The organism is Polaromonas sp. P3_A5 (genome assembly GCF_056403055.1).
Map to the genome: position 1 here is coordinate 1004765 of NZ_JBFUGF010000001.1, position 26196 is coordinate 1030960.

Here is a 26196-nt window from a genome sequence, read left to right on the forward strand (position 1 = left end):
AGGGTGTCAGTGCCCCGCGTTACGTCGCGTAAAAAAATGAAAGGTTTTTATCCTACATATTCCCGGGAAAAGTGCTGGATGGAAACCGCAAACGCTTCCCTAGGATGAAAACAGGTTCACAGGGAGGCCTGCCATGTTTTCTGACCACTTGCAAAAATTCGACAAAATGCCTTACAAGACGCTGCTCTGGGTAGCGGCTGGGCTGGTGTTTGTTTGCCAGCTGGCAGCCTTCGCGTTTGTGGCGGACGGGCAAGTCACCAAAGCCAGGATCCGCGACTATCAGCGCCAGGCTGAAGTGCAGGCGATTGCGCAGTGCATCGAAAACACCGCCGGTGCCGCCCGCCAGGGCTGTATCCAGCAGGCCCGCGTCGCGGCCGCCTCAGCCTTGCCGCCCGTCATCACCAGCGCGCAAAAGGGTCAGGCTGTGGCCGATTCATCGGGGGAATCCAGCGGTGTGATGGCCAGCAACGCAGCAGGCGCCACTGTCAGCAGCATGCTGCCAATGCAGCCTGCACAGGGCTTTATGCCGGCGTCCTTCGCCATCCGCTGATTCAGCAATCATCGGAAGGTTTTCCGGCCGGTGCGGTTAGCATGTGGCCACGATGGATCTGTCACGCCTGTTGCGTCTTTACCAGCCGCGAAACCCCCTGTTCTGGCTGATGCTCACGCTCAATGCCCTGTCGCCCGCGCTGGCCTGGGTGGTGCATACCCGTCCCTTGAATGCCTGGGCCACGGTGCTGGTCACCTGTTTTGCGTTGGGTAACGCCGTGATTGGCACGTTCCTGCTGTGGCGCCTGCTGCGCGATGAGCCTGCCGTGCCCACGCAGAATGCCGGCGCGCAAGACGCTAACCCTGACGTTAATTGACGGCCCCGGCGCCTTTGACGATGTCGTGCGGTGTGGCCAGCGCCGCCGCTATGGCCAGCCGCAATCCGCGCACGATCTCACCGAGCGGCAAGCTGGGCGCGCCCTGTTCGGGCACATAGGGCACATGGATAAAGCCGCCGCGCGTGCGCCTGAAACCGCGCTTTGTGGCCAGGGCATGCATGAGTGCATAAAACACGTGGTTGCAGACAAAGGTGCCCGCGGTTTGCGATACCTCGGCAGCCACGCCCGCCTCTTGCAGCGCCTGCAGCATGGCCTTGATGGGCAGGCTGCTGAAATAGGCCGCAGGCCCGCCCGCCACTACCGGCGTGTCGACGGGCTGGCCGCCGATATTGTCGGGAATACGGGCATCGTTGACGTTGATGGCAATGCGCTCCAGCGAAATCGCGCTGCGCCCGCCCGCCTGGCCGACGCAGATCACCAGTACCGGCTTATGCAGCGCGAGCAGCCGGATGAGTTCTGCGATGGAGCCCTGAAACACGGTGGGCAATTGCGCCGCCACCAGGAGGTGGCCGCCTATGCGCTTGCCACCCAGTGCCTGCACCGCCAGCCAGCTGGGGTTGAGGGGCAGGCTGCTGTGCCCGGTGTCGCCGAAGGGGTCGAAGCCGGTGAGCAGGACACGGGGGAGCGAAGAAGCAGAAAGGGCTGTGCGCATGCCGCCATTGTGAAGGACGGCAGTGTTTTGGCTACCCCAACCATCCGGACATTTCCGCGCTGGTTGCCGCCCCCCGGAAAAGGTACCAGCCTTCCGGGGTGGGGTGAAACGGGAGACCGGGCCCCACTCGATTGCTCGGCGGTTGAGCTTACTTTTTGATCACCGCGCCGGTTTCGCTGTCGAACTTCACGACGCGCACCTGGCCGTTCTGACCGGGGAAGTTGTCAAACACCGCGCGAACCAGGTAAGGCACGACCAGCGGAAGGTCGCCGCTGCCGCCTTCGTACACGGCGCGCGATTCAAACACCGTGCGCGGCGGCTTGCCGGGGGGCGTGCCCTGGGTGTCAAGTAACCGCACGCGCAGGCTGTTGGTGTAAATCGTCATGTTGAGCGGCCTGTCGCCGACATAGCGCGGCCCGAAAGGGTCGGGCACCCAGCCTCCCGCGTATACGCGGCCCGCGGCGTCGCGGTAAGGCGGCAGGAAGACAAAGTTGTCCTGGTAAATCGGCTGCAGAAAGGTTTTCTCCTCGCTGCGGCTGCTGGCCGCCACGTCGACGTGCAGGCGCCCGGTCTGTCCTTCAGGTGCGCGTTTGAGGCCGCGCTTTTCCAGTTCGGCCTGCACATAGCCCTCATAGGTGGCTTGTTCCAGCTGCCGTGTCGAGTCCACCGGCGTGATGTAGCTGAAGGTCGCGCCTGCCGTATCGGCCGGCCACTGGTTGAAGCTGGTCACGCGGGTGGTGATGGGGCTGGCGCAGGCCGTCAGCAGCGCAGCCAGCAGCACCGCAAGCGCCAGGCGTAGCGGGAAAAACACGGAAATGGCGCTGCGTGGCATGCCGGCGCCTTCAGGCGCGGGATGGGCAAAAGTATTCATGAGGAATGGATACATGAGGGTGCAATTTTGTTCCACGGCAGGGGTGCTGCTCAAGTAAAGTCGGCGCATGCGCTGACAGCGGACCGGGCTTTGGGGCAGGTGCCGCAGCGGGCCGGAAAGGCCAGTATGCACGGATGACAGACAGGGAGACACCATGAAGTGGGAAGGCAATCGCGAATCCGACAACGTTGAAGACCGGCGCGACGGCGGTGGCGGGGGAGGCGGCTTCGGCTTTGGGGGCCGCAGCGTCGGCATCGGCACCATCGTGGTGGCGCTGGTCGGCGGCTGGATCTTCGGCATCAACCCGATGACCATTCTGAGCCTGCTCAGCGGCGGCGGACCGCCGGCACAGGTACAACAGGGCCCGGCTCCCAAGCCGCCGGCCGATGACCGCATGGCGAAATTCGTCTCCACCGTGCTGGCGGACACCGAAGATGTCTGGACCGATGTGTTTGCCAAGGGCGGCGGCACTTACCAGAAACCGCGGCTGGTGCTCTTTCGTGGCGCCACGCAAACGGCCTGCGGGCAGGGCCAGGCCGCCATGGGGCCGTTTTACTGTCCGGGCGACCAGAAGGTCTACATCGACCTGGGTTTTTACGAAACCCTCCGTAGCCGGTTGGGAGCACCCGGCGACTTCGCCCAGGCTTATGTGATCGCGCATGAGGTGGGCCACCATGTGCAGAACCTGCTCGGCATCAGCGGCAAGATGGACCAGATGCGCGGGCGGGTCAGCAAGGCCGAATACAACGCCCTGAGCGTTCGCCTTGAGCTCCAGGCCGACTGTTTTGCCGGCGTCTGGGCGCACAACGCACAGAACGCGCGCCAGATACTGGAGCAGGGCGACGTGGAGGAGGCCATGAACGCCGCCGCCAAAATCGGCGACGATGCCCTGCAGCGGGCCGGTGGCGGCGCGGTGGTGCCTGAAAGCTTCACCCACGGCACCAGCGCCCAGCGCCAGCGCTGGTTCGACACCGGCCTGAAAACCGGCAGCATGAAGGCCTGCGACACCTTTAGTGCCCGCAGTATTTAGCCGGCAGTCAACAATTTAGAGTGAAATCGGGCCGTAGCCCTTTACTGACGTGCGCAAGTAGCTATAAAATAGATAGCAATAAAGGGGCATTGCCCCAGTGGCTGCCCTGGCCCAAATGGCCCTGAAGGCGCAGTGGGCCGGCAAAACCGGCATCGGGGCCTAAAGTGCGACAATAGAAGGCTGAGGAAGCGCTGCAACAGCCCCATCATGGTCGCTGACCGTGCCACGCCGGGCGGCCCGCCGCGCTCCCTTTCTTGCCAATGGTGCAGCGGTGCCGTTGGCTGCCAGCGCGCCGGTCCGCGCGCCCTTCGCAAGACAACCCGCAGAGTACCGCCAAGCCTTTTTATGACATCCTCTTTTTCCAATCTTTCGCTGGCAGAACCGCTGGCCCGCGCCGTGGCCGAAATGGGCTACGAAACCATGACGCCCATCCAGGAACAGGCCATCCCGGTCGTCCTGCAGGGTAAAGACGTCATGGGCGCCGCGCAAACCGGCACCGGCAAGACCGCGGCTTTCGCGCTGCCCCTGCTGCAGCGCATGATGAAGCACGAGAACGCCTCGACGTCGCCAGCCCGCCACCCGGTGCGCGCGCTGGTGCTGCTACCCACGCGCGAACTCGCCGTGCAGGTGGCCCAGCAGGTCGAGCTGTACGCCAAATACACCAATCTGCGCAGCACCGTGGTGTTTGGCGGCATGGACATGAAGCCGCAGACGGCCGAGCTCAAAAAAGGCGTTGAAGTGCTGGTGGCTACGCCGGGTCGTCTGCTTGACCACATTGAAGCCAAGAACGCCGTACTCAACCAGGTCGAATACGTGGTGCTCGACGAAGCCGACCGCATGCTGGACATCGGTTTCTTGCCCGACCTGCAGCGCATCCTGAGCTACCTGCCCAAGCAGCGCATCACCTTGCTGTTCTCGGCGACTTTTTCGCCTGAAATCAAGCGCCTGGCTTCCAGTTACCTGCAGGATCCGGTCACGATTGAAGTGGCGCGCTCCAACGCGACGGCTTCTACCGTCGAGCAGCATTTCTACAGCGTGGGCGCTGACGACAAGCGCCGTGCCCTGCACCAGATACTGAAACAGCGCGGCATGAAGCAGGCTTTTGTGTTCGTCAACAGCAAGCTCGGTTGCGCGCGGCTGGCGCGTTCCCTGGAACGTGAAGGCCTCAAGACCACGGCGCTGCACGGCGACAAGAGCCAGGACGAACGCCTCAAGGCGCTGGAAGCCTTCAAGAAGGGCGAAGTCGACCTGCTGGTGTGCACCGACGTGGCGGCGCGCGGCCTGGACATCAAGGATGTGCCCGCGGTGTTCAACTTCGATGTGCCCTTCAATGCCGAAGATTACGTGCACCGCATCGGCCGTACCGGCCGGGCCGGCGCATCGGGCCTGGCTGTGAGTTTTGTTGCCAGCAGCGACCAGCGCCTTGTGGCTGATATTGAGAAGCTGATCAAGACCAAGATCGAGCTGGAGCCCATCGAGTTCGAGGAAGACCAGCCCCGGATCAGCGAGCAGGGCCGTATCAATGACGGCCGCCGCATGTACCGTGAAGGTGAAGAGGGCGGCCATGCGCGTGAAGCGCGCCAGCCGCGGGAGCGGCGCGAGTACACGCCGCATCGCCAGCCGGCGGCGCCGCGTGACCCGTTCTTCGACCAGCCCTACGAAGCAACCGCTGCGCCCGATGCCACGCCCGCCTGGGAGGCTGCCGCCAAGGCCGCCCCCGCGCGCAGCAGTGTGTCGGCCAATATCAAGCCGAAGAAAAAAGTCGCAGCGCTGTTCAAGACAGCCGGTTAAGACAACCGGTTAAGACAACCGGTTAAGACAACCGGTTAGGGCGCGCCCGTCCAGCACCGGTTCATTGCGGGGCGCTGAGCAGCGCCTCTACCCGATTTCCTCCACCAGTTTCCATACTCCCGTCGGTTCACGCCTACGGTGCAGGGAGCTGCTGTCCGGTTGGGTCTTTGCTGCGGGTTTCCTAAGCTTTCGGGATGATGGAGAAACCCGATCCGCATGTTCAGGCCCCGCCGGCCTTCGCGCTTTCTTCCCTTCAGAAGATTTTCAGGCCTCTTTACCGGCCCCTGTGGCAGGCCATCGACCACTGGATTGATGCAGGCGGCATGCGCATGAGCGCGGCCATGTCGTTCTACGGCATCCTCAGCCTGGCGCCGCTGCTGGTGCTGCTGGTGGCAGTGCTCGGCTGGTGGCTGGACCGCCGGTATATCGAAACCAGCCTGGTGGATCAGATCCGCAGCGTCATCGGCGCGCAGGGCGCACAGGTGGTACAGCAGGCACTTTCAAGTGCCCAGGCTCCTTCAGAGGGCATCACGGCTTCGCTGTTTGCTTTTGCGCTGCTGTTGTCGGGTGCGACCGGCGTCTTTGCCGAACTGCAGGATGCGTTTGAGCGCCTGTGGCGGCAAGGCAGTGGTGAGCTGCCGCAGCAGAAATGGTGGCACAGCGCTTCTTTGCGGCTGCGAGGTGTGGCCTACATCCTGGCCTTCGGTTTTCTCTTGCTGGTTTCGCTGGCGATCTCGACTTTTCTGAGCCTTCTCTCAGGCTGGGCAGGCGGCTATTTGCCGATTGAGAAGATCGCCTGGGTCCTCAATGAGGTTGTGTCTTTCTGCTTTTGCGTGGTGCTCTTTGTGGCGCTCATGAAAATGAGCGTAGGCCCCAAGCCCGCTTTACGCTATCTGGTGATGGGTTCCGCGGCGGGGGCCATCCTGTTTGCGGTCGGCAAGCACCTGATGGCTTTTTATCTTTCGACCGCTGCGATTGTGTCGGCCTATGGCGCGGCGGGCTCACTGGTGGTGATCCTGATGTGGATTTACTTTTCGTCGGCTGTGCTGTTGCTGGCTGCAAGCATGGCCCGGGCCTGGGCGGATGAGGCAAGTGCCGCGCGGCAACCGGTTTAAGCCGGCTTGCCGGCCTTGCCAGGTTTTTGCGCTTCTTCGCATTGCACACTGACCAGTTCAAACTCGCCGGGCGCCGTCCCCAATCTGGCCGCCGTCAGGCAGCCGCCCCACACGCAGCCGGTGTCGAGTGGCAAGGTGTTGTTGCGCAGGGCGGGTGTGCTGTTCTTGCCGCTGGCCAGCGTAGACCAATGGCCAAACGCCACCGGCGTATCTGCTGTGGCCCGGCCGGGAACATCAAACCAGGGCAGGTGGCCTTCTGGCGCGCTGCCGGGGCCGTCGGTACTGCTGAAGTCCATCACGCCTTCGGGTGTGCAAAACCGCAGGCGCGTGAGTGCGTTCACGATGACCCGCAGCCTGTCGGCGCCCTTGAGGCTGTCGCTCCAGTGATCAGGCGTGTTGCCGTACATGGCCTGCAGGAAGTCCTTGAGATGGCCGCCGCGCAGCACCTGCTCCACCTCTGAGCCCAGCGCCACGGTTTGCGCCGCATTCCATTGCGGCAGCACGCCCGCATGCACCATCAGCCAGCCGTGGCGATGGATGGCCATGGCGCGGTGGCGCAGCCAGTCGAGCAGTTCCTCGCTGTCCTTGGCCTCCAGAATGTCCTGTACGGTGTCGCTGCGGCCCGGCTTGCGCACGCCTTGCCACACAGCCAGCAGGTGCAGGTCGTGGTTACCGAGCAGGCATTGCGCAGCGTCGCCCAATGCCGAGAGGCTGCGCAGCACCTTCAGGGAGCCGGGGCCGCGGTTGACCAGGTCGCCAAGGATGTAGAGAGTGTCGCGGCTTGGCGAGAAATCGAGCTTGTCCAGCAAGCGCTGAAAAGGTGCGTGGCAACCCTGCAGGTCGCCGATACAGTAAAGTGACATGTGTTTATTTTGCGCCAGGCCCCATGGACTTTTTCCTGATTGCTTTTCTGACCTTGCTCAACGGTGTGTTTGCCATGTCGGAGATGGCACTGGCTTCGAGCCGCAAAGCCCGGCTCTCGGCCATGGGCGAATCCGGCGACAAGGGCGCGCAGGCGGCGCTGGGGCTGCTGGACAACCCTACGCAGTTTCTTTCGTCGGTGCAGGTCGGCATCACCTCTATCGGCATGCTCAACGGCATTATTGGCGAGGCGGCTTTCAGCAGCGGCCTGGCAGCGTGGATCCAGACCTTCGGCGTGCGGCCGCGCGTCTCCGAGATCACCGCCACCGCGCTGGTGGTGACAGTCATCACCTTCATCACCATCGTCTTTGGCGAGCTGGTGCCCAAACGCATCGGGCAGCTGTACCCGGAAACCGTCGCACGTCTGGTTTCAAGGCCCATGATGTGGGTGGCGACGGGCTTCAAACCCTTTGTCAGGCTGCTGTCCATCAGCACGCAGGCGGTACTCAAGCTGCTGCGTATCGACAACAGCGCCGGCCGGGCCGTCACCGAAGAAGAGATCGCGGCCAGCCTGGAGGAGGGCGTGGACGCCGGCCTGATTGAGGAGCATGAGCATCAGATGGTGCAGAACGTGTTTCTGCTGGATGACCGCCTGCTCACTTCACTGATGCTGCCGCGTTCCGACATTGAGTGGCTCGACGCTTCCGACACCATTGCCCAGGCCATCGACAAGGCCGGCGCCACCGGCCACTCGTGGTATCCCGTCTGCCGCGGCAGCCTTGATGACGTGGTGGGCGTGGTCAATGTGGCCAAGCTGCTCGCGCTGCGCGGCCAGATCCAGCCCGCCGCTTCCGGCCAAAGCTCGGGCGCGGTACCCTCGGTGACCGACCGCATCGGTGCTTATGCCGTGCCGGCGGTCTTCGTGCCGGAAACGCTCACGGGCATGGAGTTGCTGGAGCAGTTCCGGGCCCGTTCCACCCGCATTGTGTTTGTGGTCGATGAATACGGGGTAGTGCAGGGTCTCATGACGCCCATGGACATGCTGGAAGCCATCACCGGTGAGTTGCAGCCCGGCGCGCAGATGGACGCGTGGGCGACCGAAAGAGAGGACGGCAGCTGGCTCATTGACGGTGTCATGCCTGTCTCTGAACTCAAAGCCCGTCTGGATATCAGGGAACTGCCCGAGGAAGGCCGGGGCCGCTACAACACGGTGGCCGGCCTGCTTCAAAGCGTTTCGGGGCGGCTGCTGAAAACGGCCGAGCGGGTGGAATGCGCGGGCTGGCGCTTCGAAGTCCTTGACCTTGATGGCAAGCGGATCGACAAAATCCTGGCCAGCCCCATTCCGGTCGATCTCAATATGTAAATATTTGTTTCTACCAGTAGACCACTTGGGTTGTATTGGCGGAACATATATGTGAAAAAAGGCCACTTTTAGGTAGATTGGATTCAATATGAGTCGCGTTCACAACACCTTCATACGTAAATAGTTGTAACTTAACGGGGCTGTGTTTAAACTGAAAAAAAGTTAAGGCACTCATGTTTGATGTTTTTGTGTTGGCGCTCACTGCGACGGCGGTGTCTGCAATGGCGACGGGAGCAGCCTGCCATCATGGCTGGCTGGCGCGTTCCGCGCGCAAAAAAAGGCGCCTTCCCACGCATTGGCACCTGCAGCCAAGGCCGCTGCTACTGGAGGCCGAACAGGACGTGTGGCATTGGCTTCAGCGGGCCTTTTTTGACCACCATGTCCTGATCAAAGTCCCTGTCATCCGCTTTGTCTCGCCGCGGACCGAAGCCGAAGGGCAGCGTTCCTTTGAATTGCTGAAAACCGTCTACTGCACTTTCACTGTATGCGCCGCGGATGGAACCGTCATTGGTTGCCTGGATGTTCCCGGCCCTCGTGGGCTCAAGGCCAGCAACCGTGACCTCAAGCGCAAGCTGTTTGAAGAATGCGGGATTGCCTACGCCGTCGTGCGTGCGAGCAACCTTCCCTCCCTGGAAGATGTTCGCGCGGCATTCCTCGGAGAAATCGACCTGTCCGACGACGAACCCGATGTGCTCGGCGAGCCCCCCTTGGCCTTGCCGGTTGAGGTGGATGCCGACGCCGATGCCATGGCCACCGTGCCCGATACCATGCGCGCTGCCAACGGAACCCTCCTGGAGGAGGCGCCAAAAGTCGCCAGCATGGACATTGCGGCAGCCCGAAGCAGCCTGCAAGCCAAGCTGGAACGCAACCGCAGGATACGGTTCACCAATTTCGACCCGCTCAGCACAGGGTCCGGCATTGTTCATGACAACGCCGACCACAATTTTGCTGTGCAGTGGGAAGACTCTTTCATCACACCGGAAGAGCCGGATACGCCGAACGGCACCAACGCCTGAGCGTTTAAAGCCGCAGCGGTGTTGCGGGTCTGCGGGCTTTATTCAATTTGCTTTCGCGGTGTCAAACAATGCCTTCGTTTCCGCCGGCATCACGGTTGTCAGCGGTTTGCCGCCCGGTTTCATGGGTTTTAAAAACCATTGTTCATACCAGCCCTGCGCTGCGCCGCTGCGCATGGATTCCTTGATAGAGGCGTTGACCAGGTCACCCATGGCGGCGTCCCCCTTGCGGTAGGCAATGGCAATAGGTTCTACCGACAGGCGTTCCGGCAGGATCAGGTAGTCGCCTGCATTGGGCAGGCTCGCCAATTGCGCGGCGAGCGCCACACCGTCGCGGGCGTACCCTGCCGCCCAGCCCAGTTGCAACTGTCCGAGGGCGGCATCCGCGTTGACTGCCTTGGCGTGTTGCCACTTCAATGAATGCTGCTGCGCGTAGAGATCCAGCGCGGGAACCACGGTGGTGCCGGCAATGCCCACAATGCTTTTGCCTTGCAGTTGGTCGAGCGCGCTGAGTTTGTCCTTGGTGCGCACCGCCACCTGGACGGCTTCGATAAAAATCGGTGTCGAGAAATCCATTCGCGCCCGGCGCTCCGGTGTGTCGGTTACGTTCTCGCACAGCAAATCGACACTGCCTTCAGACAGCAAGCGTGTGCGGGCGTCCACGTACGTTTCGATATACCGTACCGGCAGGTTCGGCTTGCCGGCAGCCTGGCGGAGCCGCTCGATGATGGGCTTGCAGAATTCGATGCTATAGCCCAGAGGCTTTTCCGCCGTCTGGTGAAACGAGAAAGGCGCGGAGTTTGCGCGGTAGCCCACATTGATCTGCCCGCGGCTCTTGATTTTCTCCAGTGTGGCCTGCGCTTGAGCCCACTGCGGTACGGCAATCGCTGCTATAGCCAGGACGGCCGGAAACAGCCGTTGTCGAAAAGGACGAAGCGGAAATATCCCCATACGAATCCCCCTGTTGCTGGGTTAGATTCTTATGGAAAAGGGCCAGGTTCGCAAACAATGCGGGGTGATGGCTTTCCCGATACAGCCAAGGTACTCATCGCGCTGCAATCATCGGCAGCTATGAATGAAAAAGGCCCAGGATCGTACCCACTGTTGATTCCAAGATGCCTTCAGTTCGGCAATGACCGCTGTAGAACTATTGTTGAACGTAAATGCATGCAGGCGGCAGGTCGCTTTGATAGCGCTCATACATTGCCGTGTAAGCCGCCTCGATGTGACTGACGAACAAAGGCGTGTCAAACAGCGGTGTTGTCAGCCTGTTTCGGGCCAGTTTCTCCCTGATCTGTGCGAGGCGCCGGGGGACGGTCGCCAGCTCAATCGCAGAGGCCTCATAGTCCGTCATGTTCAAGGTAATCAGCTCGGTCAAGCCAACCGTATGAAGCAGGCTTGCGGCCACCCGGCTGGCGAAAGATTCGCTCATGCATGTCAATACAGGTAGTCCGGCCCACAAGGCATCACTGGCTGTTGTGTGGGCGTTATAAGGCAGCGTATCCAGAAACAGGTCGGCCAAGCGGTGCCTTGCAAGATGGTCGGCCGAAGGTAGCCGCTTTGCAAAAATCAGCCGCTTCGGGTCAACGCCTCTTTGCAGTGCTTCCTTATGCAGATTGATCGCTGCTTTTGGGTTGTCCTCAAGGAGCCAAAGCACGCTTCCTTCCACCGCCTTCAATATTCGCATCCAGCAATCAAAAACCTCGGGTGTAATTTTGAAACTGTTGTTGAAGCAGCAGAAAACAAAACCGATTGCGGGTAAACCAGCTTCTTCGCGGCTCGGTACCTTGTCTGCAATAAGACGCTTGCTGTCGTTTGGCTGATAGCTATTGGGAAGATAGACGATGTTTTCGCTGTATTGCCGCCGGCTTTCTTCGGGAATAACTGTTTTGTCTGCGATCAGATAGTCCATGAAATCGGCGCCCATGGTCGCCGGATAGACGAGATAGTTCACCTGAACAGGTGCAGCTCTCAGGCTAAAAATATCTGGCCGGCTTCCAAGTGTGAAACCACTCAGGTCGATGGCAATGTCTATTTCCAGGTCTCTTGACAGTTGTACGACTGCTTTGTCGGATTGGAGTCGAACATCAAGAAACTTGTCGAAAGTTGCCAAAGCCCTGTCCCTCATTGCGTCCTTCCTGTCGGGTCCAAATGAGAAAGCGTACAGCTCAAACCTGGATCGATTGTGTTTCTCAAACAACTCGGCCATCAGACGCATGGTTGCATGATCGTGAAAGTCCGCGGAAAAGTATCCCACCCGAATCTTGTCGCGCCGCTGGTGTTTGGGGATGCTGCTGGCGGTTGCTGAATCCAGGCCTTTGTCTTTGACCCATAAGGTGGCCGCTTTGCACTGCAATGACAAATCCGCTGTAAATCCCAACATGCCAAACGGTATGGCGACTTTCCTTCCGGCCTCAATGTCCTGAAAAAACTTTGGCAAATCATTTGCAAGCGAACGCCAGTCGCAAATTTTCATTTTTGCGTGCAACAGCGAACCAAATACGAACTCGGCATTGGCATTCAGTTCAATACCTCGCTTGTAACAATCGGCGGCCGCTTCATAGCGCTTCATCTCATCGAGAGCGATCCCTAAATTGACCCACACATCCGATAGATTTGGCGCAAGCGCCAACGCTTTCGCGTAAGAAGATTCGGCTGCCTCATGCTGCTTCAGTCCGTTCAACGCGACCCCCAGGTTGAGCCAGGCCTCGGCTGAATCTGGCGCCAGTTCGGTTGCCTTGCGGCAGGCGGCTTCGGCGGCCCCGTAATTTTTCTGGTCACTCAATACGCCGCCTAGATTGACATAGGCGGGAGCCAGATCCGGATTCAATGCAATTGCCTTCCTGAAGGCTGTTTCGGCATCGTCCAGTCGTCTCTGGTTGCTCCGGAGTTTGCCCAGGTTGGAGTGGGCAAAAGCATAGTCCGGCGCCAATGCCAGCGCTTGATTCAGACATTGCTCCGCCTTAAGGTATGCGCCCAATTCGGTCAGCTGCAGGCCGATGCTGTTTTGCGCGTCCGCCGAATTGAGCGTTCGAACCCGGGCTTTTTCAAGGGCGTCTACCGCCTCTGGTTTTCTGCCCATCCCACCGAATGCGTTTCCCAGGTGATACCAGGCTTCAGGCAGGTCAGGGGCGAGTTGAAGGCTTCGTTGGCACCACTCGGCGGCGGCGGCGTATTCACCGCGAGCGTTGGCGGCGCCGGCATTGCCGATGTAGTTGGAAAGAAGCTGCTCCAGCATTTTGATTTTTTTGGTTCCGGGAGGTCTATATCTTCGCATGCCCTTCGTGCGTAAACAGATGCCGCTGAGACCAGGGCTTCAGGCCTCCGAGCCCCTCGGACATTCACGCAATTACTGGGTGAGTACACGCACACTTTGCAGTCGGACAAGACGAGTGCGCAACTCGTAGGCCGCTTTAGTTGAGTCGGACTTTTTCAAGTGCATTCTCGCCATATGAAAAAGCCCCTGTTCCTTGCGAAACAGGGGCTTCAATTGGTGCCGGAGAGATGAATCGAACACCCGACCTTCTCATTACGAATGAGCTGCTCTACCGACTGAGCTACACCGGCTTTGTATCAAATACAGCCTTCAATTATAGCCCGGAGTGGTAAGAGGTCACCCGTTCGACCTCATTTTTGGAGCCGAGGATCACGCTGACCCGCTCGTGCAGCTTGGTGGGCTGCAAATCCAGGATGCGTTGTTTGCCGTTGGTGGCGGCGCCGCCGGCCTGTTCGATGAGCCAGCTCATGGGGTTGGCTTCGTACATCAGGCGCAGTTTTCCGGCCTTTTCGGGCTCGCGTTTGTCCCAGGGGTAGAGGAAGATGCCGCCGCGGCACAGAATGCGGTGCACGTCGGCCACCATGGCGGCGATCCAGCGCATGTTGAAGTCCTTGCCGCGCGGACCGTCCTTGCCGGCCAGCAGCTCGTCCACGTAGCGCTTGACCGGGGCGTCCCAGTGGCGCATGTTGCTCATGTTGATGGCGAACTCTTTGGTGTCTTCAGGGATCTGCACGTTTTCCTCGATCAGCACGAAGGAGCCCTGTTCACGGTCCAGCGTGAACATGGCGACGCCGTCGCCAACCGTCAGGACCAGCGTGGTCTGCGGGCCGTAGATGCAGTAACCCGCCGCTACCTGCTTGTGGCCGGCCTGCAGGAAGTCGCCTTCATCCACACCGCGGTCGCCCTCGGGCATTTTCAGCACGCTGAAAATGGTGCCAATGCTGACGTTGATGTCGATATTGCTGGAGCCGTCGAGCGGGTCGAACAGCAGCAGGTATTCACCCTGGGGGTAGCGATTCGGCACCACGTAAATGCCTTCCATTTCCTCGCTGGCCATGCCAGCCAGGTGGCCGCCCCATTCATTGGCCTCAATCAGCACTTCGTTGGCAATGATGTCCAGCTTCTTCTGGATCTCACCCTGCACGTTCTCACTTTCGGCGCTGCCCATGCCGCTGCCGAGCGCACCCTTGTTGACGGCCTGGCTGATGCTCTTGCAGGCGCGGGCGACCACTTCTAGCAACAAGCGAAGCTGCGAGGGAATGTGACCGTCGATGCGCTGCTGCTCGATCAGGTAGCGGGTCAGGGAGATTTTTTGGGACATGAGGGCTCCATTCGGTTGAGGGATAGTTCGTTTGGGCGGCGTATGGCTGGGCGGGCGCTTAGCCAGGCTCGCCTTGCTGTTCGCGTTCTTCAAATTCGGCAAGCGTGGCCAGGGTGTCGTCCAGCAGGTCCTCGTCGTCCTTCGCACGGGCAATGTCCACGCGTTGCTGGAAGAGGGCGCGCGCTTCGCTGGGCTGGTCCGTTTCGTGCGCGAGAACGCCAAGCTGGAACAAGGTGTCCAGCACGATGTCCGTGTCCTGCAAGGCCTGGCCCAGCGCCAGGCGCTGTTGCAGCCAGGCCTGAGCCTGCGCATGCTCGCCCAGCTCGTAGGTATTTTGCGCCAGGTTGTTGATGAGGCCGCAGAGGCGCTTGTCCGTGCCGGAGCCGAAGGCGCTTTGTGCATCTGCCAGCAGTTGCCGGTTGTGCGCCACAGCCTCGGCGAAGCGGCCGGCCTCGTGCAGGGCATAGCCGATCTCTTCGCGAATGCCCAGCTTCTCGTCGACGCCTAGCGTGGCGCCTTCGTGCGCAGCCCAATGGGCCGACTGCTGAAGGTGCTCGACGGCGGTGTCGTACTCCTCGGCTTCCAGGGCCGACTCGCCGATGGCGTAATGCTGTTCGTAGCGCTCGGTGGGCGTGAGGCTGCCCTTGGCAGCGCGGATGGCCAGGGCGCGCAGGCCCAGGGGCAGGCCCTCGGCATCCAGCTGGCGTTTGCGGAACACCACGAACTGCAACCACAGCAAGTCAGCCAGCTCGGCGGAGTCGGCGCCCAGGGCCTCGGCCAGGGGCTCCAGCGCGGCCAGGTCGGCTGACATGCGCGAACCGCTGAACATGCCGCTGGCGTCGTACACCGTGTCGCGCAGCGGGTTGAACTTCTTCGCAAACCGCTGTGCGGGGGTGGTGAATGTGAAGAATGCCATGGCGGGTGTCGTCCGCGTTCAGTCGGCCAGTGCGCGAGAGACGACTTCGTGTGTGTCTTTGCTCAAATCAGTCTTGGCCGCGACGCGCGCAATCGCCTCGCGCGCCGCGCTGCGGTAGGGCTCGGCCAGCTTGCTCCAGCGGTCCAGCGCGCGCGCCAGGCGGGCCGCCACTTGCGGGTTGATGGCGTCGAGCTCCATCACGCGGTCGCTCCAGAACACGTAGCCGGCGGCATCGGCGCGATGGAACGCGGCCGGGTTGCCCTGGCAGTAGGTGCTGACCACGCTGCGGGCGCGGTTGGGGTTGCGCAGGCTGAAGTCGGTGTGCTTCATGAGCTGCTTGACCGCGGGCAGGATGTTGCCGCCGCGGTCAGGCGCGCCGGCCTGCAGGCCGAACCATTTGTCGATGACAAGGGCTTCGTCCTTGAACATGGCGTGGAACAGTGGCAGCGCCTCGGCGGCCAGCGCGTGGCCGCTGGAGACCAGGGCGGCCAGCGCGTTGAAGCGGTCTGTCATGTTGCCGGCGTCCTTGAAGCGCTGCAGGGTCTTGCCCGGCCAGACGGTATCGCCGGAAGCCTGCGCCGCCAGGCACAGGTGCGTAAGCGCCATTCCCGCGAGCGCGCGGCGGCCCGAGGAGGCCGGGTCAGGCGTGTAAGCGCCGGTGTCGTGGTTGGCCTCGTACACGGCTTGCCAGTCGGCTGCCAGGGCTGTGGCCAGCTGCTGCCGCATGGCTTCGCGCACCGCATGAATACGCTGCGGGTCCACCACGTCCAGCTGTTCGGCCAGGTAGGTTTCGGATGGCAGGGTCAGCACCAGCTCCTTGAAGGCCGAGTCCAGCGCGGGGTGGCGCAGCACCTGGCGCATCGCGTCAAGATAGGCATCATCGAGCACTGCAGCCGTTACGGGGCCTGCGCCACTAGCTATTGATTTGATAGCGCGGTTGACGGCCAGGCGTTGCCCGGCTTCCCAGCGGTTGAAAGGGTCGCTGTCATGCGCCAGCAAATGCAGCAGCTGGGCGTCGGTGTAGTCAAACTCCAGCACCACCGGGGCGGTGAAGCCGCGCAGGATGGAGGGAACCGGCTCGGCATCGATGTTGACGAAGGTCAGCGTTTCGCTGGCCTGCGTCAGCACCACGGTGCGGGTGCGGGCAGGTGCCTGGCTCTCACCGGCCAGCTGCAGCGGCAAGTCCTGGCCGTCTGCGCCCAGCAGGCCCAGGCCGACCGGTATGACAAACGGCTCCTTCACGGCTTGCCCTGCCGTGGGCATGCAGCTTTGCGACAAGGTCAGGGTGTAGGTGCGCGCCGCCGCGTCATAAGCACCCTGCGCGTGCACACGCGGCGTGCCGGCCTGGCTGTACCAGCGCTTGAACTGCGGCAAGAGGCGCGCCAGGTCCGACATCGGGTTGGCGTCGGCAATCGCCTGCGCGAAGTCGTCGCAGGTCACGGCGTGGCCGTCGTGGCGCTCAAAGTAAAGCGTCATGCCGCGGGCAAAGCCCTCACGGCCCACCAGGGTCTGCATCATGCGGACGACTTCAGCGCCCTTTTCATAAATGGTGACGGTGTAGAAGTTGCTGATCTCGACGTAGCTGTCGGGCCGCACCGGGTGGGCCATGGGGCCGGCGTCTTCGGGGAACTGGGCGGTGCGCAGCACGCGCACGTCTTCAATGCGCTTGACGGCGCGGGCCGAGGCCTCGCCGCACAGATCCTGGCTGAACTCCTGGTCGCGGAACACCGTCAGGCCTTCCTTCAGGCTGAGCTGGAACCAGTCGCGGCAGGTCACGCGGTTGCCCGTCCAGTTGTGGAAGTACTCGTGGCCGACCACGCTTTCAATGTTGGAGAAATCAACGTCGGTGGCGGTGGCCTGGTTGGCCAGCACGTACTTGGTGTTGAAGATGTTCAGGCCCTTGTTTTCCATGGCGCCCATGTTGAAGTCGCTGGTGGCGACGATCATGAAACGCTCCAGGTCCAGCGGCAGGCCGAAGCGGGCTTCGTCCCAGGCCACGGAATGCATCAGCGAGGTCATGGCGTGCTCGGTCTTGTCCAAGTCACCGGGGCGCACATAAACCTGCAGCACGTGCTCCTTGCCTGCGCGGGAGGTGATGCGCTGCTCGCGGGCCACCAGCTGGCCGGCCACCAAGGCAAAGAGGTAGCTCGGTTTCTTGTGCGGGTCTACCCACTTGGCGAAATGCCGCGCGCCGTTGGGGCCGGGCTCCAGCGGGCCCTGGCTGACCAGGTTGCCGTTGGACAGCAGCACCGGGTACTGCATCTTGTCGGCGCGCAGGGTCACGGTATAGCTGGCCATCACATCCGGGCGGTCCAGGAAGTAGGTGATGCGCCTGAAACCTTCGGCCTCGCACTGCGTGAAGAACGAGTTGTTGCTGACGTACAGGCCCATCAGCTTGGTGTTTTTGGCGGGGCAGGTCGTGGTGAAGATTTCCAGCTCAAAGGGCTCGGTGCCTTCTGGCAGGTTTTCCAGCACCAGCTGGTTGCCTTCCATCTTGAAGGAGGTGCCCTGGCCGTTCACCAGCACGCGCGAAAGATTGAGCTCTTCGCCGTCCAGCTTCAGGGCTTGTGCCGGCACGTCCGGGTTGCGGCGCAGGCTCATCTTGTTGAGCACGCGTGTTTTCTGCGGGTCCAGGTCAAAGCACAGGTCGACCGTATCGATCCAGTAGGCGGGCGCGACGTAGTCGGCGCGGTTGATGACCACCGCGGCGCCGGGGCTCGCTCCGTCAAGCATATGCAGCATGGTTAATTCCTGAAAATCAAAATTTCACAACTTCCCGAGCGCGTCGAAAGGCACGCGCTCACACGCCCTCACACACCCTGTTTGAGTGAGGCTTCAATAAACACGTCCAGGTCGCCGTCCAGCACTTTCTGCGTGGCCGAGACTTCTACATTGGTGCGCAGGTCCTTGATGCGGCTGTTGTCCAGCACATAGCTGCGGATCTGGTGGCCCCAACCCACGTCGGTCTTGGTGTCTTCGAGTTTTTGCTGCGCTTCCTGCTGCTTGCGCAATTCGAAGTCATACAGACGCGAACGCAGGCGCTTCCAGGCCACGTCACGGTTGCTGTGCTGGCTGCGGCCGTCCTGGCACTGCACCACGATGCCGGTCGGAATGTGCGTCAGGCGCACGGCCGAGTCGGTCTTGTTGATGTGCTGGCCGCCGGCGCCGCTGGCGCGGAAGGTGTCGGTGCGCACGTCTGAAGGGTTGATCTCGATTTCAATCGAGTCATCGATCTCGGGGTAGACAAACACCGAGGCGAACGAGGTGTGGCGCCCGCCTGAGGAGTCGAACGGCGACTTGCGCACCAGGCGGTGCACGCCGGTTTCGGTGCGCAGCAGGCCAAAGGCGTACTCGCCCTCGATTTTGATGGTCGCACCCTTGATACCGGCCGTGTCGCCGGGCGATTCGTCTTCGACAGTGGTCTTGAAACCCTTGCGCTCCGCGTATTTGAGGTACTGGCGCAGCAGCATGCTGGCCCAGTCGCAGGCTTCGGTGCCGCCGGCGCCGGCCTGGATGTCCAGAAAGCAGGGCAGGGGGTCAGCCGGGTTGTTGAACATCCGGCGGAATTCCATCTTTTCGACTTCCGTAGCCACCTTGGCGGCTTCGCCTTCAATCGTCTGCATGCCGGCGTCGTCGCCTTCGGCCTTGGACATCTCGAAGAGTTCGGTGTTGTCGGCCAGCTCGGCGCTCAGGCGGTCGATCACATGGACCACGTCTTCCAGCGATTTCTTTTCCCTGCCGAGCTCCTGCGCGCGCTTGGGGTTGTCCCAGACCTTCGGGTCTTCCAGTGCGGCGTTGACTTCGTTCAGCTTACGTTCTTTGGCAGGGTAGTCAAAGATACCCCCGAAGTTCATTGACCCGGTTGCTGAGGTCCACGAGCTGGTTGCTGATGAGGTTGATGCGTTCTGCGTCCATGATTTTTCTGTCCTAAATGGTGGGAGCCGCATTGGGCGGCGTAACCCGACATTTTCTCATGATGCAGGGCCTTTCAGGCCAAGAACCCCTCAATCAGTGTTGCCAGCTGTTCCGGCTGGTCGTGGTGCAGCATGTGGCCGGCATCCTGGATCACCGCGACCTGCGCCTGGCGGACCTGTTTGAGCCGTTCGTGGTACTCGGCCAGGGTGTATTTTTCCTTCCACCACAGGGCCAGGGAGTCGTCGGATGCTTCGACGGCCAGCACCGGAGCGCTGATGCAGCGATAGACCTCGAGGGCTTCATCGACGCGGTAGAGCTGCGCGCTGGTGATCTTGTGGGCAGCTTCCCCCAGAATCTCCCATTTCCCTTCGGCATTTTGCCGGGACCAATGGCTGGCCAGCCAGCCGGCCTTGTCCGCGGACAGGCGCGGGTTGGTTCTCATCAGGCGGCGCGCCACACCGGCCACGTCGGCATAGGCTTTGAGTTCCAGCTCGCCCCGATGCAGGCTTTTGAGCTCGTCTATCCATTTGGCATAACGGCCGGGCGCCTGCTGGGGTTGGGTGGAGGGCAGGCCAAAACCTTCGAGATTGACCAGCCTGCGGATGCGCTCGGGCCGCACGCCGGCATACAGCATGGCGACATTGCCGCCCATGCTGTGGCCTACCAGGTCAACGGGTTTATCCCCCGCGTAATGGTCAAGCAGAAAGTCCAGGTCCGCCAGGTAATCGGGAAACCAGTAATTGTCAGCAGGGGCGCCTGCGGGGCCGGAGGCGGTCAAACCGAAACCGCGCCAGTCGGGCGCGATGATGGCGCGGCCTTGCACGAAGGCGTCCGACAGCGCGTCCACCATGAACTGGTAGGAGGCTGCCACGTCCATCCATCCATGAACCAGAACCAGCGGCGGCAATGCCGGGTTCGCGCCTGCTGCGCTTTCCCAGAGCCACACGTGGTAACTCAAGCCACGTATAGGGACAAACTCGCTGCGTGATGATCGTTTTTCTTTGTACATTGGTTCCCATGATAAAGAGACACGAGTTGACGCGCAGTCAAAACAGGGACAAACCGGACGGTCCCAAATCCCCCGCCGTCGGGCAAGCCGACCAGTACGCGGCGCTTCATTCCGGCTTCCGCTGGCAGGTCGACGAGCACTTCAACATCGCCGAAGTATGTTGCAGCCGCTGGGCCAGGGGTGAAGGTGCAACGGCGGGTGCTACTAAAAGAATAGCTGTTCGCGCTCACCAGCCGGGCGCTGCAGCCGTTTCTTATACCTATTCGGAACTGCAGGGCGCTGCCGATGCGTTGAGCCATGTGCTGGCCGGCCTGGGCGTTCAGCGCGGCGACCGCGTCGCCATCGTGATGCCGCAACGTTTTGAGACCGCCGTGGCTTACATGGCGGTGTTCCAGATGGGGGCTGTCGCCATGCCGCTGTCCATGTTGTTCGGCCCTGACGCGCTCGAATACCGCCTGCAGGACAGCGATGCAGTGCTGGCCATTTGCGACGAAAGTTCGATTGACAGCCTGAATGCCATCCGCGGCAACTGCCCGGCGTTGCGCACGGTGGTGGCAGCAGGTACGGCGCAGGGCAAGGGTGACGTGGACTACGAAACTGCGTTGGCGACACACAGGAGCGCCTTCACCGCCGTCAAGACCAAGGCCGACGAAGGCGCGATCCTGATCTACACCAGCGGCACCACCGGCCCGCCCAAGGGTGCGCTGCTGCCGCATCGCGCCCTGGTCGGTAACCTGCCTGGCTTCATCTGCAGCCAGAACTGGTTTGGCTTTGATGCCCGGACGAATAAAAAATCCGACGCGGTTTTCTGGTCACCCGCAGACTGGGCGTGGACAGGCGGCCTGATGGATGCCTTGCTGCCCAGCCTCTACTTCGGCCGGCCCATCGTTGCCTTCAATGGCCGCTTTAGCCCCGAGCTGGCCTTCAGCCTGATGGCAGAGCAGGGGGTCACGCACACCTTTCTGTTCCCGACGGCCCTCAAGGCCATGATGAAGGCCTACCCCCGGCCCAGGCAGCATTTCAAGCTGAAACTGCAGGCCATGATGAGCGCCGGTGAAGCCGTGGGCGATGCGGTGTTTGCGTACTGCAAGGATCAGCTCGGCGTCACCGTCAATGAAATGTTCGGGCAGACCGAAATCAACTACGTCGTTGGCAACTGCAGCCGCTTCTGGCCCGCCCGGCCGGGCAGCATGGGCAAGGGTTACCCGGGCCACCGCGTGGCGGTGATTGATGACGAAGGCAAGGAATGCGCGGTGGGCGTGCCGGGCGATGTGTCGGTCAACCGCTACGACATTCACGGTGACCCCGACCCGATTTTCTTTCTGGGTTACTGGAAGAAAGACGAGTCCACCCGCGGAAAGTTCACCGGCGACTGGTGCCGAACCGGCGATCTGGCAAGGCGCGATGCCGATGGCTACCTCTGGTACGAAGGCCGCGCAGACGACGTCTTCAAGGCCGCCGGCTACCGCATCGGCCCCGGCGAAATCGAGAACTGCCTGGTCAAGCACGCAGCCGTCGCCAACGCCGCCGTGGTGCCCAAGCCAGACCGCGAGCGCGGTGCAGTCGTCAAGGCGTATGTCGTACTTGCTCCTGATTTGATAGCTGCTCGCGCAAGCCACCAGGGCGGTACAGCCCGATTTGATGATGAATTGACGCTGCAGCTGCAAGCCCACGTCAAGACCATGCTCGCGCCTTACGAATATCCGAAGGAGATTGAGTTCATTGATGCGCTGCCCATGACTACGACTGGCAAGGTGCAAAGGCGCGTGCTGCGCCTGCAGGAAGAAGAGCGTTTCAAAGCATCAAAAACGTAGTAGCGAACCGCCATAAAAAAAGCACCCCGCAGGGTGCTTTTTTCCTTCCAGTAGGGGCCGGGATCTGGCTCTGCCAGTCCCAAGGCGCCTGTCCCCTGCAAGGGGAGAGGAGGCTACACGAAGTGAGCCTCAACAGGGGTGTGCCAATCAGCGGGCTGCGACTTGTTCAGCCACGTAGATTTCCACGCGGCGGTTCTTGTCGCGGCCTTGCTGCGAGTTGTTGTCAGCCACCGGTTCGCGCGAACCGCGGCCGTCCGTCACGATGCGGGTACGTGCCACGCCGCGGCTGACCAGGTAATCGCGGGCCGAATCGGCACGGTCAATGGACAGCGGGTTGTTGATGGCGTCAGAGCCGGTGTTGTCGGTGTGACCGATGATGGTCACTGTCGTCACCGGGTTCTGGTTCAGGCTGGTGGCGAACTGGTTCAGGATAGGTGCGAAGTTCGGCTTGATGGCGGAACGGCCCACGTCAAAAGAAACGTCGCTCGGGATGTCGAGCTTCAGGCGATTGTCGGTGGTCTGGCTGACGGCCACACCGGTACCGACGGTCGCTTTTTCCATGGCGGCCTTCTGGTCCTGCATTTTCTTGGACCAGATATAACCACCGCCGGCACCCACAGCGCCGCCCAGAACCGCACCGGTGGCGGCGCCTTTGGATCCACCGGTCGCTGCACCCAGCACCGCGCCTGCTACGGCGCCAATACCGGCGCCCTTGGCGGTGCCCTGCTGTGTTTCGCTCATGTTGGCGCAGCCGGAGAGGGTCAACGCAGCCAGCGCCGCACAGGTAATGGATGTGATGGTCAGTTTGTTCATGAAATGCTCCTCGGAAAGTTAATGTAGGTGTCGGAATGAAAGAGAGCCGTTGTCGGTCTCACTTCAATCAGCAGCGCATTAAAGCGCGGGTGTGTGAATACTAGGCATGCAAAAAGTGAGCAGTTGTAAGACAAGGGCGCGAGATAGGCGCGCCTGCACGCCGTTTACGGAGACCTTAAACTAGCCGTTTTGTCAATTCCGTGAATTCCGTCACAGCGTTTTTGCTGTCGTACGGCCTCTTCAATCTCACATGTGACTCCTCCATGAATAAAGTTCAACTCGGCTCCAGCGACCTTCACGTGACCCCCATTTGCCTGGGTACCATGACATTCGGCGAGCAGGTGGATGAGCCCACGTCTCATGCCATCCTGGACCGCTCACTGGAGCGCGGCGTCAACTTTCTCGACACCGCCGAAATGTATTCGGTGCCGGCGCGCGCCGAGACCTGCGGTTCGACCGAAACCATCATCGGCAACTGGTTCGCCAAAAATCCTTCGGCACGCAACAAGCTGGTGCTTGCCACCAAGGTAGCCGGACCTTCGCGCGGCATGCCCTGGGTGCGTGAAGGCAGCGGCATGACGGCTCAAGACATTCTGGCTTCGTGCGATGCCAGCCTGAAGCGGCTGAAGACCGATGTCATCGACCTCTACCAGATTCACTGGCCTGAACGCCACGTGCCGGCGTTTGGCGCGCTGTATTACAACCCTGCGCAAGAGCGCTCTGCCACGTCGATCCATGAGCAGCTCGAGGCACTCGGTGCTTTGGTGAAAGCCGGGAAGGTGCGTTTTATCGGGCTTTCCAACGAAACCCCGTATGGCGTGCACGAGTTTGTGCGCCTCGCCGAGCAGCACGGTTTGCCGCGTGTGGCCTCCGTGCAGAACCCATACTGCCTCGTCAACCGCACGGTGGAAAACGGCCTGGACGAAACCATGCACCGCCTGGGTGTCTCGTTGCTGGCTTATTCGCCCCTGGGCTTCGGCTTGCTCACAGGCAAATACGACCAGTCCGGCACTGAAGGCCCGGCCGCGCCCAAAGATGCACGCATCGCAAAATTCGAGTCGGTGCGCAAACAACGCTGGGGCCGCCCCGAGGCACTGGCCGCCGCCCGGCGCTACAACGCGCTGGCGCGTGACAACAAGCTGACCCCGACCCAGCTGGCGCTGGCGTTCTGCTACACCAAGTGGCAAGTCGCCAGCACCATCATCGGCGTGACGACGGTCGCGCAACTGGACGAAGACCTGGATGCCTGGGGCACCAAGCTCACGCCGGAAGTGCTGGCCGAGATCGACAAGATTCGCTGGGAAATGCGCGACCCGGCGCTTTGAGGTCTCCAGTGACACTTCGGCTGTGGTTTGCTTGCGTGGCATTGCTGGTGTCGGCGCCGGCGAGCTGGGCGTTGTCCCCCGAAAAAGACAGCTACGGTGGAACGCTCGCCTGGGATGCGGGCTCTGCTACGCTTTCGGAACTTCATCGCAAACAACTGGATCGGATGCGCTGCCTCTCGCAAAACATCAACTTTGAAGTGATGATTGTGGTTGGCCATGCGAGTGCGAAGGAGCGATTGCCTCAAGAGCTGTCCAATAGAAGGGCGGCTGCGATCAAGACTGAATTGATTGCAATGGGCGTGGACCCCAAGCGCATCTATATTGAGGCTAAGGGGTTCAGCCAGCCTGTGTCCCGCGACCCCGTAGAAAACCAGCGCGCGGAATGGGAGCTTGTGGGTACGCGCATGGTCGACGGCAAGCCCCAGAACTGCAGCCCGCAATGGCAGCGGGACGTGCTGGATTTACCGTTGGCACAGGCACTGACAATAGCGCGCGCGCAAATTCGTGAAGGATGGATCAGGCCACACGAGCCGCTGTTGCTGGCGATAGACAAGCGGCGCGTGAATCTCCTTGATGCACTGCTGTTGCCTGCCAATGGCTTCCATCTGAGCGCCAACGATCGACGGCTGGTGTTTCACAGGGCGGCTGTGTCGGCGTATGTGGATGGATTGCGGAGATTGATCGATTTCGGCATCCAGCCCGGCGAGACCGGCTCATCGGGAGAAACTCTGGTGTTGGCGCTATGCCATTGGAGCCCGTCTCCACCGGCCAATGCCGAAGAACTTCTGGAAACCACACGGCTGCTGATCACCTGGGGCGCGCGCCCTCTGACCGCATCGCGGAATGCGTATACAGAGGCACCCCTGACATGCGCGGCACGCAACGGATTACTCCAGGTTGTCAATGTGCTGCTTGCTGCGGGTGCGAAGCCCAACGTCGCTGGCGCGGAGCCTGCGGTGGTGGAAGGCGGGCCTCATAGAGCGGTGGTTGCGCGTCTGCTTGAAGCCGGCGCTGACCCCAGGGCGTCTGGCAGTTCTGGCAAAACCTTGTTCCATACCTACCGGATGCAAAGCGTGGAAGATGTGCGCTGGTTGGTGTCCCTTGGGCTGGACGTCAATCAACTTTATGGCACGAACGTAACCCCCCTCTGGATGGCCGCCGAATATGCAGGGCCGGAAGTTCTTGATGCGATGAAAGCGGCCGGCGCGCGGTTCGTCGACGTGCCGGGCGGCGGCCACTACGAAAAAGCACGGCGCAATCCCGCTGGACGTGCCTGGCTGATCGACCAGGGCGTGGCGATTGACAACGTACCCAGGCGGGTGATTGAAGAGGTCGCATTGGGAGACACCCGCATTGCCGTGCTCGAGGCTTTTGTCCGGCGCGGCATTTCTCTCCATCAATGGGCGCCGGAAGGAAGAAGTGCGTTGGCCGTTGCCATTGAGAGTCTTGCGCCAGCAGTGGTCGAGTTACTGTTGCGTGAGGGGGCTGATATCCGCGAGGCAACGCGGCGTGGTGAAAGCGCTGTGGTTCTGGCCCGCAGACGTCCATTGCAGGAGATTCCGTCGTGTTACGTGTATTGCGATGTGGGCTGGCTGGAAAAGGAGACCAGGAAGGTCAATGCGCCTGACCTTGTCGCTGACCGTGCCGCTCGCCGGGCCAGGATCATCCAGATGCTCGAAGCGAAGGAAGCGATGCCATGAGCCGCAAAGATCACGTTAGCGAAACCCAGGCTACCGCATTGCTTAAGGCCAACAAGGTCGACTTCACCGAGCACCCCTACGAATATCTCGAACACGGCGGCGCACAGCATAGCGCCGAAGTACTTGGCTTCGATCCTTTTACTGTCGTCAAGACACTGGTCATGCAGGACCAGGACGCCAAACCTTTGCTGGTGTTGATGCATGGCAACCGCAAGGTTTCCACCAAAAACCTGGCGCGGCAGATCGGCGCCAAATCAGTCGAACCGTGCAAGCCCGAAGTCGCCAACCGCCACAGCGGCTATCTGGTCGGCGGCACATCGCCTTTCGGCACCCGCAGGGCGATGCCGGTGTATATCGAGGAAAGCATCCTGGCCTTGCCCAAAATCGCCATCAACGGCGGGCGGCGGGGCTACCTGATTGGTATTGACCCGCAGGTTTGTGTCATCTTGCTGGGTGCAAAATCAGTCCGTTGTGCATTGAGCCTGGACAACGCAACGGGCCACGGCTGAAATGCCGGTGGCCA

At 61.4% G+C, this 26196-nt stretch carries 22 protein-coding genes and 1 tRNA gene; 11 read left to right on the plus strand and 12 right to left on the minus strand.

All coding sequences use genetic code 11. From position 1 onward, the window contains the following. The first annotated feature begins 133 nt into the window (after window positions 1-133). A complete protein-coding gene (locus AC1DU8_RS04830) occupies window positions 134-550 on the plus strand; it encodes a hypothetical protein (RefSeq protein WP_457279876.1) in 417 nt (138 codons plus the stop codon). A gap of 52 nt (window positions 551-602) precedes the next feature. Then, window positions 603-866: a hypothetical protein gene (locus tag AC1DU8_RS04835; RefSeq protein ID WP_477701809.1), complete on the plus strand. Its 264-nt coding sequence runs from the start codon at window positions 603-605 to the stop codon at window positions 864-866. On the opposite strand, the gene pcp is transcribed toward AC1DU8_RS04835, so the two are convergent. Then, entirely contained in the window at window positions 859-1539 is a 681-nt protein-coding gene (pcp, locus tag AC1DU8_RS04840) for a pyroglutamyl-peptidase I (protein WP_477665516.1), read from the minus strand. The genes AC1DU8_RS04835 and pcp overlap by 8 nt on opposite strands. Before the next feature lie 148 nt (window positions 1540-1687). Next, window positions 1688-2410, minus strand: coding sequence for a DUF4136 domain-containing protein (locus AC1DU8_RS04845; protein ID WP_457279879.1), 723 nt, complete (start codon window positions 2408-2410; stop codon window positions 1688-1690). A gap of 154 nt (window positions 2411-2564) precedes the next feature. Here AC1DU8_RS04845 and ypfJ point away from each other — a divergent pair, with 154 nt between their 5' ends. The 3 genes from ypfJ (at window position 2565) to AC1DU8_RS04860 (ending at window position 6346) form a co-directional block, all read left to right on the plus strand. Next, entirely contained in the window at window positions 2565-3440 is an 876-nt protein-coding gene (gene ypfJ, locus AC1DU8_RS04850; protein WP_477665517.1) for a KPN_02809 family neutral zinc metallopeptidase, read from the plus strand. A gap of 345 nt (window positions 3441-3785) precedes the next feature. Further along, window positions 3786-5231 (plus strand): DEAD/DEAH box helicase, encoded by a 1446-nt coding sequence (locus AC1DU8_RS04855; RefSeq protein ID WP_457279881.1) that lies wholly within the window; start codon window positions 3786-3788, stop codon window positions 5229-5231. A 194-nt stretch (window positions 5232-5425) separates the two neighbouring features. Continuing rightward, window positions 5426-6346 carry a YihY/virulence factor BrkB family protein gene (locus AC1DU8_RS04860; protein ID WP_457279882.1) on the plus strand — a complete coding sequence of 307 codons (921 nt, stop codon included), beginning with the start codon at window positions 5426-5428 and terminating at the stop codon, window positions 6344-6346. On the opposite strand, the gene AC1DU8_RS04865 is transcribed toward AC1DU8_RS04860, so the two are convergent. Next, a complete protein-coding gene (locus AC1DU8_RS04865) occupies window positions 6343-7209 on the minus strand; it encodes a symmetrical bis(5'-nucleosyl)-tetraphosphatase (protein ID WP_477726492.1) in 867 nt (288 codons plus the stop codon). The two genes, AC1DU8_RS04860 and AC1DU8_RS04865, sit on opposite strands and share 4 nt — an antisense overlap. A 23-nt stretch (window positions 7210-7232) precedes the next feature. Between AC1DU8_RS04865 and AC1DU8_RS04870 the strand changes: the two genes are divergently transcribed. Next, entirely contained in the window at window positions 7233-8570 is a 1338-nt protein-coding gene (locus tag AC1DU8_RS04870; protein WP_477665519.1) for a hemolysin family protein, read from the plus strand. Between the two features lie 173 nt (window positions 8571-8743). Then, the gene (locus tag AC1DU8_RS04875; RefSeq protein WP_477665520.1) at window positions 8744-9586 is read left to right on the plus strand and encodes a DUF2726 domain-containing protein; all 843 of its coding nucleotides are present in this window, start codon (window positions 8744-8746) and stop codon (window positions 9584-9586) included. Between the two features lie 42 nt (window positions 9587-9628). Here AC1DU8_RS04875 and AC1DU8_RS04880 read toward each other — a convergent pair whose 3' ends face one another. From AC1DU8_RS04880 to AC1DU8_RS04915, 8 genes are all read right to left on the minus strand, one after another. Further along, the gene (locus AC1DU8_RS04880; protein WP_477665521.1) at window positions 9629-10534 is read right to left on the minus strand and encodes an amino acid ABC transporter substrate-binding protein; all 906 of its coding nucleotides are present in this window, start codon (window positions 10532-10534) and stop codon (window positions 9629-9631) included. Between the two features lie 196 nt (window positions 10535-10730). Further along, entirely contained in the window at window positions 10731-12821 is a 2091-nt protein-coding gene (locus AC1DU8_RS04885; RefSeq protein ID WP_477665522.1) for a tetratricopeptide repeat protein, read from the minus strand. Between the two features lie 253 nt (window positions 12822-13074). After that, window positions 13075-13150 (minus strand) — tRNA-Thr (locus tag AC1DU8_RS04890). A gap of 23 nt (window positions 13151-13173) precedes the next feature. Beyond that, entirely contained in the window at window positions 13174-14181 is a 1008-nt protein-coding gene (locus AC1DU8_RS04895) for a class 1 fructose-bisphosphatase (protein WP_477689190.1), read from the minus strand. A 58-nt stretch (window positions 14182-14239) separates the two neighbouring features. Then, entirely contained in the window at window positions 14240-15097 is an 858-nt protein-coding gene (locus tag AC1DU8_RS04900; RefSeq protein ID WP_477726493.1) for a tetratricopeptide repeat protein, read from the minus strand. Window positions 15098-15115: 18 nt separating this feature from the next. Beyond that, window positions 15116-17839 (minus strand): aminopeptidase N, encoded by a 2724-nt coding sequence (pepN, locus tag AC1DU8_RS04905; protein WP_477726494.1) that lies wholly within the window; start codon window positions 17837-17839, stop codon window positions 15116-15118. Between the two features lie 68 nt (window positions 17840-17907). Continuing rightward, window positions 17908-19012 (minus strand): peptide chain release factor 2 gene (gene prfB / locus AC1DU8_RS04910; RefSeq protein WP_457279890.1). Its coding sequence is split into 2 segments (ribosomal slippage): window positions 17908-18930 and window positions 18932-19012, totalling 1104 coding nucleotides; the frame shifts between segments, so codons are not numbered across the junction. A gap of 73 nt (window positions 19013-19085) precedes the next feature. Further along, complete coding sequence (locus tag AC1DU8_RS04915; RefSeq protein WP_477726495.1) at window positions 19086-20021, minus strand: alpha/beta fold hydrolase; 936 nt, start codon at window positions 20019-20021, stop codon at window positions 19086-19088. 8 nt (window positions 20022-20029) lie between these two features. Between AC1DU8_RS04915 and AC1DU8_RS04920 the strand changes: the two genes are divergently transcribed. Continuing rightward, on the plus strand, window positions 20030-21835 hold the full coding sequence (locus AC1DU8_RS04920) for an acetate--CoA ligase (protein ID WP_477726496.1): 1806 nt from the start codon (window positions 20030-20032) through the stop codon (window positions 21833-21835). Window positions 21836-21982: 147 nt separating this feature from the next. Here the strand turns inward: AC1DU8_RS04920 and AC1DU8_RS04925 are convergent, their stop codons facing one another. Then, on the minus strand, window positions 21983-22648 hold the full coding sequence (locus AC1DU8_RS04925; RefSeq protein ID WP_457279893.1) for a YiaD family glycine zipper/OmpA-like lipoprotein: 666 nt from the start codon (window positions 22646-22648) through the stop codon (window positions 21983-21985). Between the two features lie 263 nt (window positions 22649-22911). On the opposite strand from AC1DU8_RS04925, the gene AC1DU8_RS04930 reads away from it, so the two are divergent. The 3 genes from AC1DU8_RS04930 to AC1DU8_RS04940 are packed head-to-tail and all read left to right on the plus strand — an operon-like array spanning window position 22912 to window position 26182. Next, window positions 22912-23973: an aldo/keto reductase gene (locus tag AC1DU8_RS04930; protein ID WP_477726497.1), complete on the plus strand. Its 1062-nt coding sequence runs from the start codon at window positions 22912-22914 to the stop codon at window positions 23971-23973. Window positions 23974-23981: 8 nt separating this feature from the next. Continuing rightward, window positions 23982-25673: an OmpA family protein gene (locus AC1DU8_RS04935; protein WP_477726498.1), complete on the plus strand. Its 1692-nt coding sequence runs from the start codon at window positions 23982-23984 to the stop codon at window positions 25671-25673. Beyond that, complete coding sequence (locus tag AC1DU8_RS04940) at window positions 25670-26182, plus strand: aminoacyl-tRNA deacylase (protein ID WP_477726499.1); 513 nt, start codon at window positions 25670-25672, stop codon at window positions 26180-26182. Before AC1DU8_RS04935 ends, AC1DU8_RS04940 begins: the two co-directional genes overlap by 4 nt. Window positions 26183-26196 lie beyond the last annotated feature (14 nt).